The following is a 14964-nucleotide window of genomic DNA, read 5'->3' as shown; positions in this document are numbered from 1 at the left end:
AGTGGTTCAACTCCTATCTACAATTTCATGCCCATTCGGCTTTTGTATCGTTTAATGAGCATTTGACAGTCAACACTGACGACGCCTTCAAGCGGGTACAGCTTCTTTGTCAGGAACGTCTCCATTTCCTGTTCATTTTGAAAAATGCCATGCATATGCAGTTTGCTTGGTCCTGTCATATGATAAAGGCTTGTGACGGCTGTTTCCTGCTCAAGCTGAAGGGCGACTGTTTCTAAACATTTCGGCTCAACCTCTACGTTAAAAAAGACAGAGACATGAATGCCGATCTTTGCTGGATTAATGACAGCGGTGAATCGTTCAATGACACCTGCTTCAATGAGCTGCTGAATACGGGCTTGTACAGCAACACGGGAAAGGCCGACTTGTTTCCCTAGATCCGTGTAGGACATACGCCCGTCCTCGTGTAATAAGGAAAGAATTTGTTTATCTCTTTCATCTAATGTTAAGTTTGGAATGCGATATTCATGTGCCACCGTATAACCACCTTTCTTCTGTTGATATTCTATCATATTTTATTACGAATAGAATGTTTGATTTTTAATTGAGTAACGAAATGAAATAATAAAAGAAGATAACATATCTTTTTGCATGAAAAAACACCCCAGTATCACCGGGGTGTGTTCATTTTATTTTTCTGGGCTGCTTTCCGCACTGGCAATTTGTTGTGCAAGGTCAGCACGATCAATGTCTGCTTGGAAGAACTCCTGCGTATTTGGAAGGTGTAAATTCATGTGACGTTTTTGGGAAATTCGAATGGTCACTTGATCCACAGTGTAATCAAATACATGCCCGCCTACGCTGCGATCATCATCAATAAAGTGGAGATGATATCCGCTTACCGCAATGCCATGTGCGTACTGTGGTGTACGGAAGCCTGCGATCGTCCCGCGAATATTTTCAAAATCGAAAATAGGCTGTGACTTGACTGCTTCCACCATCGGAACGTAAGGTTTTTCCTGTTTTTCAACCGTACGGGTTTGAACCTTTTTGAATGACCCATCGATGCGGATCGCATAAAAGACATTTTTGCTTGGTAAGATTCGGTCGATTTCTTCCTCTAGCTCTTTGGACGTCATCGGTGCATCAATTCGATGAACGATGTCCGTTTCAAAGAATGCTAGAGAGCAGAATGGTGAATAATCTTGATCGGTTACTGGTGTGGCTGTTCCATCAGAGCGCAGTCGATAAAAAGCGCCATCAAAGCCGATTAGTTCCCCATCTAATTGATTGAATGTGCCAATGCCAAAATCACCGTGCTCGGGAATATGTGATAGGGAGAAATCTCCATCGTATACGGCTTCCAGCAAGGAGGTCATGGTTGATACTTGATAGACCTCTTGCTTTTTGTCCTGCGGTATTGTGTTGTTTTGTTGATTCATTGGGTGCATCATACCCATATCCGCTCACTCCTTTAACGTAATGTATCGAAGTCTTATCTGACGTTCGTTGTGTGTTTTTCACGAAAGACTTCTGGCCATTTTTGACTGGCGAGGTCTGGGTTGTCTTGATAGTCTATCGGAATATCAATAATAACGGGTCCTTCTATGTTTATACCCTTTTGAAGGACAGTTGAAAGCTCTTCAGGTGAGTTGACACGTAATCCAGTTGCTCCAAAGCTTTCTGCATATTTCACTAAGTCGATCTGACCGAACTCAACACAAGACGTACGGTCATACTTCATTTCCTGCTGGAATGCCACCATATCGTATGTGCTGTCGTTCCAAACGAGATGAACGAGATTTGTTTTCATGCGCACGGCTGTTTCTAATTCCATGGCGGAGAAGAGAAAACCGCCATCACCTGAGACTGAAATGATCTTTTCATCTGGATTCAATATGGAGGCTGCAATTGCCCATGGTAATGCCACGCCAAGTGTTTGCATTCCGTTACTCACTAGGAACGTGTTCGGTTCATAAACACGGAAGTGGCGAGACATCCAAATGGCATGAGATCCGATATCACATGTCACTTTCGTGTCATCTGGGATGATACGTCTCAACGTATGAATGACATCCAGCGGGTGTGATAAATGACTTTCTCTTTCTGGTGCTTTTTCGATATCACTTAACAGCTCTTGTAATTCTGTGACCAGATCTACGTTCTTTTTGCATAATGAAAGTGGAACGCTGTCGTGGGCTAGATGTTGCACCGTTTCAGATATATTGCCCACAAGCTCAAGCGTCGGTTCATAGAAATGGTCAATATCTGCCTGCATGTCATCCACATGGATGATGTGACGCTGCTGCGGTTTCAAATTCCAATGCTTCGGATCGTATTCGATTGGATCAAAGCCAATATTTAAAATCACATCCGCTTTCTCAATGAGAAGGTCCCCTGGCTGATTACGGAATAAGCCGATTCTGCCCACATATTGAGGCTCAAGCTCTCTTGAGAGAACGCCGGCTCCTTGGTACGTTTCGACAAATGGGATACCAAGTGTTTTTAATAATGTTCTTGTCGCATTTGCCGCAGCTGGACGGCTAGCTTTCATTCCCACAATTGCAACAGGTAAGTGCGCATTTTGAATTTTGGCGATGGCCGAACTGATGAGAGCATCCGGTGCAGGACCTAGTTCTGGAGAAGGGTGAGCAGACACTGGTGTTTGTGTGGTGTGTTCGGTCACGACATCTTGTGGAAAGCTGATAAATGCTGCTCCAGCTTGACCTCTTTGTGCCGCGCGAAAAGCATTTGTTAATGCTTCTGGTATATTGTTTACGTCTTGTACTTCAACGCTATATTTTGTCACTGGTTTGAATAATGCCGCATTGTCGAGTGATTGATGTGTTCGTTTGAGTCGATCCGCACGGATGACGTTTCCAGCAATTGCAACAACAGGGTCACCTTCTGTATTGGCTGTTAATAGACCTGTCGCTAAATTGGATGCGCCAGGACCTGATGTGACGAGACAAACGCCTGGTTTGCCAGTTAAACGACCGACAGCTGCTGCCATGAATGCCGCATTTTGTTCGTGTCTGCATAGCACAAGCTCTGGACCTCTGTCTTTTAATACATCAAATACTGCATCAATTTTTGCACCTGGAATCGCAAAAACATGGGTCACACCTTGGGCAATGAGCGTATCGACAATCAACTCTGCTCCTCGTTTTGTTAGGGGTTGTGTTTGAGAATTCATTTACCCCGCACTCCTTTCGGCAAGTAAAATTTTTTATGAAAATATATTTTCATGATATGATTTACTATACATTTCACAAAATAAATTTTCCAATATATGTTTAACGTAGTTTTAATATGTTTCACGAATAAGTGTTTGAGGAGTGAAAGGATGGAACTGAGACATTTGCAGTATTTTGTCACAGTCGCGGAGGAGCTGCATTTCGGCAGAGCGGCCGCACGATTGAACATGACACAGCCTCCACTTAGTCAGCAAATTAAGCAGTTTGAGGAAGAATTGGGATTTCCTTTGTTTCACCGGTCTAAACGGGTGGTGGAGTTAACAGCTGCTGGAAAGGTTTTTTTACATGAGGTCCGGGGGGTGCTGCATCAGCTTGATAAAGCCGTTGATCATGCCCGGCATACGGCAAGAGGGGAGCTTGGGAAGATTATCATCGGTTTCGTTGGTACAGCGACATATGATATTCTGCCGCCAGTTGTCCGTGAATTCAGAGAGCTGTACCCCTCTGTCAGTATTGAGCTGCAACAGCTCTCTGTCCCGCAGCAGCTTGAGGCGCTTTTGAATGGTGAGATTGATATTGGTTTTTTGCATCCTACATCACCGCAAGAAGAATTGGTCAGTCGTTTAATGAAGCAAAGTGAATGTATTTTTGCGATTCCGAAAAACCATCCGCTGGCGGAAAAAGAAGCGGTCACGATTGAAGATATTCGTGATGAGCCGATTATTTCTTTATCAAAGGAATCATGGCCGTCCCTTTATCAGCATTTTGTCCTACTTTGTGAAAAGTACGGATTTTCACCCAATATCGTGCAGGAAGCAGCAGAATATCAAATGGTCATTGGTCTTGTCACAGCGGGAATCGGAATTGCTATCATTCCAACATCGGCCCGGCGTTTATTTAATTTAGATGTGGTGTATCGGTCAATTGAAGGTGAGCAGCTACTCGCGGAATGGACCATTTCTTATAGGCGAGAAAATCATAATCCGGCATTGTTTCATCTTGTCCATCATATTCTCCATCGTGCTGAGCCGGAATAAGGGAAGAGAGAACGGGGTATGGTATGATGTCGTTACATACAAGAGGAGGCATGTCTGAAGTGATTACATTACAAATGGATCAGTTGTCACGAAAAGAAGCATATAAAGTATTATCTGGTTCCGTCGTTCCAAGACCCATTGCATTTATTACAAGCCTTTCTAAAGAAGAAGTCGTCAATGCTGCACCATTTAGTTTCTTTAATGTCATTAGCGGCCATCCTCCGCTGATCGCTGTTTCTATTGGACGTCGTCAAGGAGAGATGAAAGATACAGCAAAACATATCATCGACAGGGAAGAATTTGTTGTCCATGTGAGTGATGAAGCGATGATTGAAGATATTAATGAAACAGCTGCTACATTGCCAGAGGAAGAGAGTGAGCTGACTCGTACCGGTCTTCATCAAGTGAAGAGCAGCGTGGTGTCAGTGCCAGGAATCAAGGAAGCACGCATTCGCTTTGAATGTCAGCTGGAAAAACATCTGACCTTTCAAAATGATGAAGGGGAGATCACAGTCGATCATATCATTGGCCGGGTGGTGTGTGCGCATTTAGATGAATCCGTCTATGATTCGGAAAAAGGATATATTTTTACGAATGAATTAAAGCCAGTTGCGCGTTTAGCGGGGAATGATTATGCCCATTTAGGTACGCCATTTGTACTGAAGAGACCGGAATAACATCTAAAACCCCCGAGGCTATCGGGGGTCCAGCGTGCAGACAAACCCTCGCATTCTTTGTCAGTCCTGCGCTTCGGTGCTCACGAATGTCAATTCGCTCTGCTCCGGTGCTCGTCCTTCCTAGACTGCAAAGGTTTTCTATCACGCTGAAAAGAAGACAAAGGGCTAAAATAAAGTTCATTTCAGCACTTTGTCTACAATCTAAACCCCCGAGGCTATCGGGGGTTTAGTGTTTATTTCTTTTGTTCTAGTTTCAATGGTGCGGCGATATTTTTTTCTACCTTTTTTCCTTTTAATACATCGTCAGCAGCACCGACTGCCAGTTGACCGATCAGCTCTGGCTGCTGCGCGACTGTTGCAGATAGTTTTCCTGCTTTGATCGAGTTGAGTGCATCTTCATTACCATCGAAACCGACGACAAGAATGTCTTTTCCAGAGCTTTGGATGGCCTCTAGTGCGCCAAGTGCCATTTCATCGTTGTGGGCAAAAACGGCTTTGATGTCAGGGTTTCCTTGAAGAAGGTTTTCCATCACGTTGAGCCCTTTTGTCCGGTCGAAGTCAGCGGCTTGTTTTGCTGTGACATCTAACTTTTTGTCTGCAATTTGATGGAAACCTTTTCCTCGTTCACGTGTCGCAGAAGCACCTGGTACACCTTCCAGTTCAGCCACTTTTGCTCCTTTACCGACTTTGTCGATAATAAAGTTAGCTGCCATTTCGCCGCCTTTGATGTTATCAGAAGCAACAAGCGCTTCAACCTTTCCGCTTTCTGCCGAGCGGTCTAATGTGATGACCGGTATGTCTGAAGCATTCGCAGATTCGACAGCCGTTGATATGGCAGAGGAATCGGCTGGGTTAATGAGTAATGCATCGACCCCTTGTTGAATTAAATCTTCTACATCACTTGTTTGTTTGGCTGAATCATTTTGTGCATCGGCAATGACAACTTCAATGCCAAGCTTTTTCGCTTCTTTTGTCACGCCGTTTTTAAGAGAAACGAAGAATGGGTTATTTAAAGTCGAGATCGACAGTCCGATTTTCATGTCTTTTTTCTTGCCATCCTTTGTTGATTTGGCCCACTCTGGCGGTTCAAGCGAGCAGGCAGAAAGCATGAATAATGAGAGAGTCACGATCAGGATTACATATTTTTTCATAGCAGCTGCCTCCTTAAGCAGATTTCTTTCTGTCGAGTAGGACTGCAATCAAGATGACAATCCCTTTCACAACAGACTGATAGAATGATGAAACACCAAGTAAGTTCATACCATTGTTCAAGACCCCGATAATGAGTACCCCGATGAGTGTGCCGACAATTCGCCCTCTTCCGCCGGATAGGCTTGTCCCGCCAAGTACAACGGCAGCAATTGCATCAAGTTCATACGACGTACCAGCTGTTGGCTGGGCTGAGTTGAGACGAGATGTTAAGATCGCACCTGCTAAAGCAGACATAAAGCCGGCTAATGAGTAAATCATGATTTTGACGCGTGGTACTTTAATACCTGAGATGAGGGCTGCTTTTTCATTTCCGCCAATGGCATACGTTCTTCTGCCAAAAGGTGTTTTATGAAGCAAGACCCAAAGAACGATAAAGGTGAGAAGCATGGTGATCGCTGGAACAGGAATGCCTAAGAAATATCCACGGCCAAATAGCTGAAATGCATAGTTAGAGCCAAGCCCTGTAATTGGGTTTCCGTCTGTATAAACAAGCGTCAATCCTCTGAAAATCGTCATCGTCGCAAGTGTTGCGATAAAAGGAGCCATTTTTCCTTTTGTGATTAAAAGACCGTTGATCATTCCAAGGATGGCACCGATGATACATCCAACAATGATGGCAAGAATCGGGTCCAAACCAGATACAATAAAGCCGGCAGTCAGAGCACTAGACAGCGCTAGAATGGCACCGACAGACAAATCAATTCCTCCGGTTAAAATAACAAACGTCATGCCAAAGGCAATGAGGGCGTTAATGGAGATTTGTCTGAGTAAGTTTAAAATGTTTAATGGTTCTAAAAAGGCCGGATTTAAAATAGAAACAATGGCAACAAGGATGATGAGTCCTAAGAATGGCCCAAGCTTTTGCATGATGTTGTCAAATCGTCCATTTGAAGTAAGTGGTTTCATGTTACTTCCCTCCTGTAGCTAGTGTCATAATTCGTTCTTGTGTAGCTTCTGTTTTACATAATTCTCCGCTGATGGTTCCTTCATGAATGACAAGCACTCGATCGCTCATCCCAAGAACTTCTGGGAGCTCAGAGGAGACCATCAAAATTGCAACGCCTCGATCCGTCAGCTCGTTCATCAGCTGATAAATTTCTCGTTTCGCCCCGACGTCGACACCTCTTGTCGGTTCATCTAAAATCAGCACCTTCGGCTGAATGCCGATCCATTTGGCGATGACGACCTTTTGCTGATTTCCACCGGACAGGCTGCGTGCAGAAATTTCAGATGAAGCGGTTTTGATCGTGAGTCGTTTGATGAGAAGGTCAACAAAGTCCTGCTCGTTTTTCTTATCGATCAGCCCCTTTGGAGAGAAGCTGTCTAAGTTAGGCAAGCCGATGTTTTCCCGGATGGATGCATCCAGCATCAGTCCTTCATCTTTACGATCCTCCGTGATAAAACCGATGCCAAGTTTGACTGCATCACTTGGTTTTTTAATGACAGCCTTTTTCCCATGAACCCAAATTTCTCCTTGATCCAGGGGATCGAGTCCAAAGAGCGACCGCATCATTTCCGTCCGGCCAGCGCCCATTAAGCCTGCAACACCGACAATTTCTCCAGCTTTGACGGAAAAACTGACATCTTGAAAGCGGCCTTTCCTCGTTGCTTGCTTCACTTCTAGGACGGTATCACCAGTAGAAGGTGTGCGTTCAGGGTAACGATCGGTTAATTCGCGGCCGACCATTTTTTTGACGACTTCATGGAAATTCGTGTCCGGTATCGCTTTCGTATCGACCGTTTTCCCGTCACGCATGATGGTTATTCGGTCACAGATGGCGAAGATTTCTTCCATCCGGTGAGAAATGTAGACGATGGAAACGCCTTCTTTTTTGAGTGATTCAATGACCTGAAATAGCTTTTCAATCTCACGGTCTGTGAGAGCAGCTGTTGGTTCATCCATAATAATGACCTTTGCATCGGTCATTAACGCTTTCGCAATCTCAATCATCTGCTTTTGGCCGACAGAACAGCTTCCTGCCTCTTGATCGAGAGATAGGTTGACAGATAATCGGTCGAGCTGCGCTTGGGCGAGGGCTTTCATTTTCTTGGTGTCTAGGAGACCAAGTTTTGTATAGATTTCTTTCCCGATAAATAAATTCTCGAGTACCGTCATATCAGGCCATATATTCAGTTCCTGATGAATGAAGGCAATCCCGTTCTGCTCGGCTTCTTTCGGATTCTTGAAAGCCGTTTCTTTTCCGTCGATTTGAATCGTTCCTTGATCCAGTGAATAGAGTCCTGTCAGCAGATTCATTAACGTTGATTTTCCTGCCCCGTTTTCACCCATAAGTGCGTGGACTTCACCTGTGACGAGGTCAAAGGAGACCCCGGCGAGAACGGTGTTTTTTCCAAAGGCCTTATGGATGTTATGCATTTCAATGTTCATAAGTGGCTCCTCCTTTTAAAAGATGACACCGGCATGAAGAATGCAGTTTGCGTATGGGGTGGCTTCACCCGTGCGAATCACTGCTTTTGCCTGTTTGGTCATGTCTTTGAACGTCTCGTGATCGACTTCATTTAACGGATGTGAGAACGCTTTCTTTAGAAATAAATGATCTCTCTCATTGGCTTGTTTGATTTCACTGGCGATTGTGATGTGTTCAACGGCCATTTCCTCAAGAAGGAGGGAAGTAACCTCCTGAAAGGATGGTGTGCCGATGGATAATGCAAGGTCGATTTTGACCGGGCCTTCTGGAATGGGCAGGCCGCAGTCTGCAATGACAATCGTATCTGTATGACCAAGGTCAGCAAGCACCTTGGCGATATGACTATTTAAAATACCATTTTTCTTCATTTCTTATTCTCCAATTCTTCTCTTGCTGGCATGCCGCCTTGGGCACCAAATTTTGTGACTGAGATAGACGCAGCTAAGTTGGCAAAAGCAAGTGCGTCGTATAGGGATTTTCCTTCTGTCAGTGCTACAGCTAGAGCGCCGTTAAAAGTATCACCAGCGCCTGTAGTGTCGACGGCTTTCACAGGATAGCCCGGTACCAACACTTCTTTTGATCCATCAAAGTAACGAACACCATTTTTTCCTTCTGTAATGAGTAATTTGTTTGGATATTGGCGCAAAGCTTCTGCTATGGTGAGTCCATCAAACATAAGAGCTGCTTCGTGTTCGTTTGGCGTGATATAGGCAGCTTGATCTAATATTTGCTGAGAGACTTTGCGAGCTGGTGCGGGATTTAAGATGACTGGAATCCCTTTTTCGCTGCAAATGGCGCAGACGGCTTCGACTGTTTCTTCAGGAATTTCCTGCTGGATGAGGACGATTCCGATATTTTCAATAGAAGAAAGAGCATCTTTTACATAATGAGGTGTTACCTCATTGTTTGCTCCTTTGACGACAACAATGCTGTTATCTCCTTCAGCTAAAATGATATGAGCTGTTCCGCTTTCCATTTCGGTAACCGGTTTCATATAGGTGGTGCGAACACCTTGTGCTTGCAAATTGCTCATAATGTCCTGACCATACGCGTCATCACCAATTCGGCCGATCATATATACATCTGCACCGAGCCTTGCGCTTGCTACTGCTTGATTGGCTCCTTTTCCCCCAGGGACCGTTTTAAATGATTCGCCTAGGACGGTTTCTCCTGCACTAGGACGTTTATTCGATGTAACAACTAAATCCATGGAACAACTTCCTACGACAACTATTTGACTCATTGTGAATCCACCTTTCTTGTGGTCTCTCGTTCAATAAAAGAGACGGGCATTTGAATAACTGCTTGATCTATTGGCTGTTTTTGAATGGCTTTAATGATCAGCTTTGCGGCTTCTTTCCCCATATCATAGGCAGGCTGCCGAATCGTTGATAAAGAAGGGAAGAGCAGTTCGCTTTGCGGAATATCATCAAATCCAATGATTTGGACGTCTTCTGGAATGGCTTTTCCAATTCGAAGTGCTTCGTGTACGACGGCTGCTGCGACGATGTCATTGCTGGCAATGATGCCATCTGTTTCAGGGTACAGCTTGAAAAGAGCCTTGGCGCTTTTTCGCGCTTCCTGAAAAGAAAAAGAAGCGTTAGACATCACATGAAAGTTAGCACCTTCTTCAGTCAGAACATCAAGTGCGCCTTTGAATCTTTGCCGCGCCGTTTGAAGATGAGCGGGCCCTTTTAGCAATGTGATCTGCTGACTGCCGCGTTTGATTAATTCCATTGCAGCCATTTTCCCGCCTGCCGTAGCATCTGCAAACACAGAAGGCGCATTTGGAACGGTACGATCTAAGAAGACAACAGGCAGTTCATCATCATTGTACAAATCCGATTCAGGTTCGTTTGTGACAGCGATGACACCGACCACCTGGTTTTGCTTAAAGGTTTGTAAATAGGCCATTTCCTTCTCCCGATCTTCATCACTGTTTCCGAATAATAACCGAAAGCCGTGTGCATGAATCTCATCCTCAACGCCTCTAGCCAGCTGAGGGAAGAAGGGGTTTGTGATATCAGGTAAGATGAGACCAACTAATCTTGATTCTCTTTTAAAAAGGGATCGTGCCACTTCATTGGGGAAGTAGTTCAGCTCCTGCATCGCTTGTGTCACACGGGTTTTCGTATCAATATGGACGTATCCAGTATCGTTGAGCACGCGTGAAACAGTCGCAACAGATACTTGAGCAGCTTTTGCAACATCTTTAATTGTAGCCAATGGAGTGCCTCCCTTCGTCAATGTGTAACCGTTTACACAGATAGATTATCACGAAAGCATTAAAAAGACAATCTTAAAAAAATAAAAAAAGAAAAGAAAGATGACTTCTTCCTTTTCTTAACTAATAATGCCTGTTTGTGTAATGTTTACTTTGATTTTTGGAATGATTTTCACTTTTGGATAATCGGTGACCCAATTCATTTTCATATACTCATCATAATGTCTGACCCGGTATTTTCTGCCGAGGCTTAAGACGTCAGAATTTGCTTCTTGTAATGTAGCAACAATTTTTTCTGCTTCTTTTGTCAAGATGGTTGAAAGTCTTTTATTGAGCATTTCAATTTTTTTGTCTGTATCTAGATTATCTTTTGGGTACTCAAGGACAGAAGTATTAAATTCAAATTTGAGTGAGTATGTTAAGTTTCGATGATCAGGATTCAGAATCTCAATGTCTCTCTTCACATCAGTGACTTGGATGGTGATGTAATTGTTTTCTTTAGACTTCATATCGCTTCTCACTTTTTTTGTGAAGTTGGCATACTTGCCCATTTTTCCGTCCATGACGGTGAGCAAGATCGCATCTTGACCATACAGCTCGCCTTTCTTTTTCTCATTATCAAATAGTGCAACACCTTTTACACTGATTAATTTCTTCGATTGATCAAAATAGATTAACGGCAGTGTGAAGTCCTCTCCAGTTTGGAGCATTTTAGATCGAATACTTTGAATGTTTTTAGGTGCTACTTGGGAGGAGCGTGATGCGGTTGTGATTAAGTTATTTAAATAGTCACTCACAATGAGTTTTTCCTTTAGCAGCGAGTTAATCACTTCTTCACAGGTCCCCCCTTGAACAACGGCAAGATTTGCGAGGAGGGGACTTTTTGGATCACGATAAAACATATCTAAGTAGGGCAGAAGACGATTTTGGGCAAATTCATCACCGATCAGCATCACCCGCATTTTCGACATGTCTATTTTTTGATCCACTATCCGGCTGAAGTTGGTTCTTGCTTTTCTTAAAGTAGGTGCTTCCGTTGTGAGAAGAGTGGTTAAAAAGCTGCCAGTATTTCCTTGCTCCATACTTTGAGACTGCTGCACTTTTCGATAAGTGATTGAGTATTTCGCATTGTCATCCTCTCCTTGATCAACAGCGGAGGTTAACACAAGAGAGATGTTCTTTAATAAATTTTGATCCCAGCAGCCAGGCATGAATATGAGAGAAACACACATGAGCAACGTCAGTATGTACTTATGACGCATGTGATTTCACCTTCCCTTTGCGATGTTTGATAAAGATGATAATGGCCATAAAGATTGGGAGTGTGTAAATAAATGAATATTGAGCGATGGTGGTAAAATCATTAAAACGCTGAATTCTAAAATTATCGGTTGCAAGGTAACAGCTAGCCGCATAGATCAAAATGGCAAAATAAAAGACGTATTTTTTGTGGTCTTTTTTCTTGAGAATACTTGCTACGCCATTTGCACAGAAGTAGAGATAGTTACTGAGTGTGGCTAAAATGACAAATACCCAGAAACTAAGAAAAATTAAATCTGTCCGTTCAATCACACCGAACGAAATGGTTTTTAACAGATAAAGAACAGGATTTGGAATGATATTGAGCTCAATCGGGCTGAAGAACATAAAACAAATCACTGTGATAAATAGGTAGTAAAGTGTCGTGCATATATTGGCAATGGTCATGACCTTGTATCGCGCTTTAATGGTGCCTTTCATCAGTGGAGAGATGATCAGAATCATCTCAAATCCATTCATAGATAATACAACATCCTTTAATCCGAGCTGAAATTGAGAGAAGTCCGTTTGGAAAAAGGGCATAAGGTAGTCGATATTGGTTCCTTTTAATGAATAGAGCATGATGAGAGACAACAAGAGTAAAAAAGGAGTCAGAATAAAGTTGAATCTGACAATCGCTGTAATCTGTTCCTTGGCGATGTAAAGGATGGATATCATGAGTAGTAGGTTGATGACCCAATTGGGTGTAAGTGGTAAAACCCATATACCCAGAATTCTCGTGAAAATAGATAGAACGACAATACAGACTGAGGCGAAATAAATTGTATAAAGAGCCACTAAGATTCGCCCAACCCATTTTCCAAAAACCTCAATTAATGCCTCGAAAAATGATGTCTCAGGATATTTGTGAATGATATATATAAAAATGGTATTGATGATTTGGATAAAAAAACAGGCCAAAATGATAGCCATCCAGCCATCATGCCCCATATCTTTCATGAGCAAATGAGGCAGGGCTAAAATACCGACACCAATTTGAGATTGAATGATAAAAAAGACAGCTTGAGATGGAGATATTTTATTTTTCATCTTGATTTTTCCATCCTCTCAAATTTTCAATTTGCCCTTTCTTTTTTGGGTTTAAGTAAACAGGGCGATTTTTATACATCCACATTGGTAATCGAATCACAGTGTCTTTTAAATCCTGCCAGTTAAATGGAGTTACTGGAGATAAATACGGGACACCTAGTGATTCAAGGCGGCATAAATTCATCAGGACGATCGACAGACCGAATGAAATGCCAATAAACCCAAACATCGATGCCATGAACATGAGCGGAAAACGCAGCATCCTGATGGTAGACGTCATTTCAAACGAAGGAAGAACAAAGGAAGCAACAGCGGTCACGGCGACCACAACGATAAGAACATTGGAAATGAGCCCAGCTTTTACTACCGCATCTCCAATGACCAAACCGCCTACGATCCCAATGGTCTGTCCAATTGGTTTTGGCAGACGCACCCCAGCTTCGCGTATGAGCTCAATTGTAATCTCCATCAGCATAGCTTCTATTAAAGGCGGAAAAGGAATGCCGATAATGGAATTTTTCATCGTAATCGCTAATTCATCCGGGACTACCTCATAATGAAAGCCGATGACTGCAATATAAAAAGAAGGCAAAATCACAGCGATGATACAGGCAATATAACGAAGAATACGAATAAACGTAGCTGGAATCCAGCGACTATTGTAGTCATCTGGTGATTGAAAGAAGCTAAAGAATGTAATAGGCAGAATGATAGCCATTGGACTGCCATCCATCAGCACAACAATTCTCCCCTCAAGAATGGCAGATCTCACTTTGTCAGGTCGTTCTGTATCAATGAGCTGCGGGAAGATGGAATATGAATCATCCTCAATCGCCTCTACAATAGAACCGGGGCTAAGCAGCGTGTCTACTTTAATAGAAGAAATTCGTTTGTTAACCTCATCTATCTTTTCTTGATTGGCAATATCAGAAATATAAACCGTCGCAACCTTTGTTTCAGATTTTGTACCGACCTTATGATACTGGATTGCAAGTTTTCGATCATTTAAGTGTGAACGCAGCAAATATAAATTGGTATCTAAGCTCTCAACAAACCCATCATGTGCGCCTGCAATAATACTTTCAGAAGAAGGTTCAGAAATGGAACGCAGAGGCGGCTGCCCAACAGCAAATATTTTGATCTGTGCGGATTTTTCATCAAGGAAGGCAATACTTCCGGCAATAATGCTGTCGACAATCAGCGTCAAGTCACCTGTTTCGAGTGAACTAAGAGATTTTGCATAGTCCTGTTTTCCAGGAGGGCCAAGCAAGTTGCCAATAATGAAGTTGTTTAATTTACTTTCATCCACTCTTGTTTTAATAAAAAACAGCACTGATTTCGTTTCATTCACCATCAATTCCCGGTATTCAAAATCAGCGCTTTGTTGAAATGCTTTTTTCAGAATCCGAATCTTTTCCTCAAAACCGCCTGATAAAAAGTGTAAGCGTGTTTGCTCATTCGTATTTGGCATCTTTAGCCTCCTCTCACAGATTTTTTAACCATAGTGTAAGCCGAGAAGATGATTTTATGCGTCATCTTTGGGGAAAGCATGACATGCACCGACAACTTTCAACTAAAATCACATTAAAAATGTTAAGAAATGATGAATCTTGATAAAAAGAAATGAATAATGTTTCATTGTTTAGGTCATAAGGAGTGAATATCGTAAAGAGAGGCTATAACAAAATGATTAATATTTGACATCTTATCCCAATTTTTTGTGACCTGGAAATAAGCAGATGACTTGATTTTTTGACAGGTGACCTTTGTCATAGGTCAACACATAGCGTTCTGACCAATGAGGATGACTTTCTAACCTGTTCATTTAAAAATATAAAATATTCTAAAACACGCACTATTCATTTAAAGCACTGATATGAC

At 42.7% G+C, this 14964-nt stretch carries 14 protein-coding genes; 2 read left to right on the top strand and 12 right to left on the bottom strand.

Translation table 11 applies throughout. The annotated features are described in order from the left end of the window. Positions 1-17 precede the first annotated feature (17 nt). The 3 genes from N521_RS03130 to alsS all read right to left on the bottom strand — a co-directional run bounded on the left by N521_RS03130 (position 18) and on the right by alsS (position 3154). Entirely contained in the window at positions 18-494 is a 477-nt protein-coding gene (locus N521_RS03130; protein WP_017360010.1) for a chromate efflux transcriptional regulator ChrS, read from the bottom strand. Between the two features lie 153 nt (positions 495-647). Next, the gene (gene budA / locus N521_RS03125) at positions 648-1409 is read right to left on the bottom strand and encodes an acetolactate decarboxylase (protein WP_370529243.1); all 762 of its coding nucleotides are present in this window, start codon (positions 1407-1409) and stop codon (positions 648-650) included. Between the two features lie 44 nt (positions 1410-1453). Then, a complete protein-coding gene (alsS, locus tag N521_RS03120; RefSeq protein ID WP_035389756.1) occupies positions 1454-3154 on the bottom strand; it encodes an acetolactate synthase AlsS in 1701 nt (566 codons plus the stop codon). Between the two features lie 150 nt (positions 3155-3304). Between alsS and alsR the strand changes: the two genes are divergently transcribed. Beyond that, positions 3305-4192 carry an acetoin biosynthesis transcriptional regulator AlsR gene (gene alsR / locus N521_RS03115; protein WP_008343276.1) on the top strand — a complete coding sequence of 296 codons (888 nt, stop codon included), beginning with the start codon at positions 3305-3307 and terminating at the stop codon, positions 4190-4192. 59 nt (positions 4193-4251) lie between these two features. Next, on the top strand, positions 4252-4869 hold the full coding sequence (locus N521_RS03110) for a flavin reductase family protein (protein ID WP_197025612.1): 618 nt from the start codon (positions 4252-4254) through the stop codon (positions 4867-4869). Between the two features lie 233 nt (positions 4870-5102). Here N521_RS03110 and rbsB read toward each other — a convergent pair whose 3' ends face one another. From rbsB to N521_RS03065, 9 genes are all read right to left on the bottom strand, one after another. After that, the gene (gene rbsB / locus N521_RS03105; protein WP_024718716.1) at positions 5103-6020 is read right to left on the bottom strand and encodes a ribose ABC transporter substrate-binding protein RbsB; all 918 of its coding nucleotides are present in this window, start codon (positions 6018-6020) and stop codon (positions 5103-5105) included. 13 nt (positions 6021-6033) lie between these two features. Continuing rightward, positions 6034-6987 (bottom strand): ribose ABC transporter permease RbsC, encoded by a 954-nt coding sequence (rbsC, locus tag N521_RS03100; RefSeq protein WP_007497532.1) that lies wholly within the window; start codon positions 6985-6987, stop codon positions 6034-6036. Between the two features lies 1 nt (position 6988). Next, positions 6989-8470, bottom strand: a complete 1482-nt coding sequence (locus tag N521_RS03095; RefSeq protein WP_035389748.1) for a sugar ABC transporter ATP-binding protein — start codon at positions 8468-8470, stop codon at positions 6989-6991. 15 nt (positions 8471-8485) lie between these two features. Beyond that, positions 8486-8878, bottom strand: coding sequence for a D-ribose pyranase (gene rbsD / locus N521_RS03090; RefSeq protein ID WP_007497529.1), 393 nt, complete (start codon positions 8876-8878; stop codon positions 8486-8488). Next, the gene (gene rbsK, locus N521_RS03085) at positions 8875-9753 is read right to left on the bottom strand and encodes a ribokinase (protein ID WP_035389745.1); all 879 of its coding nucleotides are present in this window, start codon (positions 9751-9753) and stop codon (positions 8875-8877) included. Before rbsK ends, rbsD begins: the two co-directional genes overlap by 4 nt. Continuing rightward, on the bottom strand, positions 9750-10736 hold the full coding sequence (locus N521_RS03080) for a LacI family DNA-binding transcriptional regulator (RefSeq protein WP_007497527.1): 987 nt from the start codon (positions 10734-10736) through the stop codon (positions 9750-9752). The genes rbsK and N521_RS03080 overlap by 4 nt, the downstream gene beginning before the upstream one ends. A gap of 117 nt (positions 10737-10853) precedes the next feature. Next, a complete protein-coding gene (locus N521_RS03075) occupies positions 10854-11996 on the bottom strand; it encodes a Ger(x)C family spore germination protein (protein WP_035389743.1) in 1143 nt (380 codons plus the stop codon). Continuing rightward, entirely contained in the window at positions 11986-13083 is a 1098-nt protein-coding gene (locus N521_RS03070) for a GerAB/ArcD/ProY family transporter (protein ID WP_035389742.1), read from the bottom strand. The genes N521_RS03075 and N521_RS03070 overlap by 11 nt, the downstream gene beginning before the upstream one ends. After that, positions 13073-14554: a spore germination protein gene (locus N521_RS03065; protein WP_035389740.1), complete on the bottom strand. Its 1482-nt coding sequence runs from the start codon at positions 14552-14554 to the stop codon at positions 13073-13075. Before N521_RS03065 ends, N521_RS03070 begins: the two co-directional genes overlap by 11 nt. Positions 14555-14964: the final 410 nt, after the last annotated feature.

Origin of the sequence: Bacillus sp. UNC125MFCrub1.1 (genome assembly GCF_000701305.1) — a bacterium.
Lineage (GTDB): Bacteria > Bacillota > Bacilli > Bacillales > Bacillaceae > Bacillus > Bacillus altitudinis.
The sequence above is the reverse complement of the archived record's forward strand: the minus strand, read 5'-3'. Positions and strand labels throughout refer to the sequence as shown.

What these genes read in the sequence shown, in the direction of transcription:
- N521_RS03095 (WP_035389748.1), bottom strand. Translation starts at nt 8,470, where the DNA reads ATGAACATTGAAATGCATAACATCCATAAGGCCTTTGGAAAAAACACC.
- alsR (WP_008343276.1), top strand. Translation starts at nt 3,305, where the DNA reads ATGGAACTGAGACATTTGCAGTATTTTGTCACAGTCGCGGAGGAGCTG.
- N521_RS03075 (WP_035389743.1), bottom strand. Translation starts at nt 11,996, where the DNA reads ATGCGTCATAAGTACATACTGACGTTGCTCATGTGTGTTTCTCTCATA.
- alsS (WP_035389756.1), bottom strand. Translation starts at nt 3,154, where the DNA reads ATGAATTCTCAAACACAACCCCTAACAAAACGAGGAGCAGAGTTGATT.
- rbsK (WP_035389745.1), bottom strand. Translation starts at nt 9,753, where the DNA reads ATGAGTCAAATAGTTGTCGTAGGAAGTTGTTCCATGGATTTAGTTGTT.
- rbsD (WP_007497529.1), bottom strand. Translation starts at nt 8,878, where the DNA reads ATGAAGAAAAATGGTATTTTAAATAGTCATATCGCCAAGGTGCTTGCT.
- budA (WP_370529243.1), bottom strand. Translation starts at nt 1,409, where the DNA reads ATGCACCCAATGAATCAACAAAACAACACAATACCGCAGGACAAAAAG.
- rbsB (WP_024718716.1), bottom strand. Translation starts at nt 6,020, where the DNA reads ATGAAAAAATATGTAATCCTGATCGTGACTCTCTCATTATTCATGCTT.
- rbsC (WP_007497532.1), bottom strand. Translation starts at nt 6,987, where the DNA reads ATGAAACCACTTACTTCAAATGGACGATTTGACAACATCATGCAAAAG.
- N521_RS03065 (WP_035389740.1), bottom strand. Translation starts at nt 14,554, where the DNA reads ATGCCAAATACGAATGAGCAAACACGCTTACACTTTTTATCAGGCGGT.
- N521_RS03070 (WP_035389742.1), bottom strand. Translation starts at nt 13,083, where the DNA reads ATGAAAAATAAAATATCTCCATCTCAAGCTGTCTTTTTTATCATTCAA.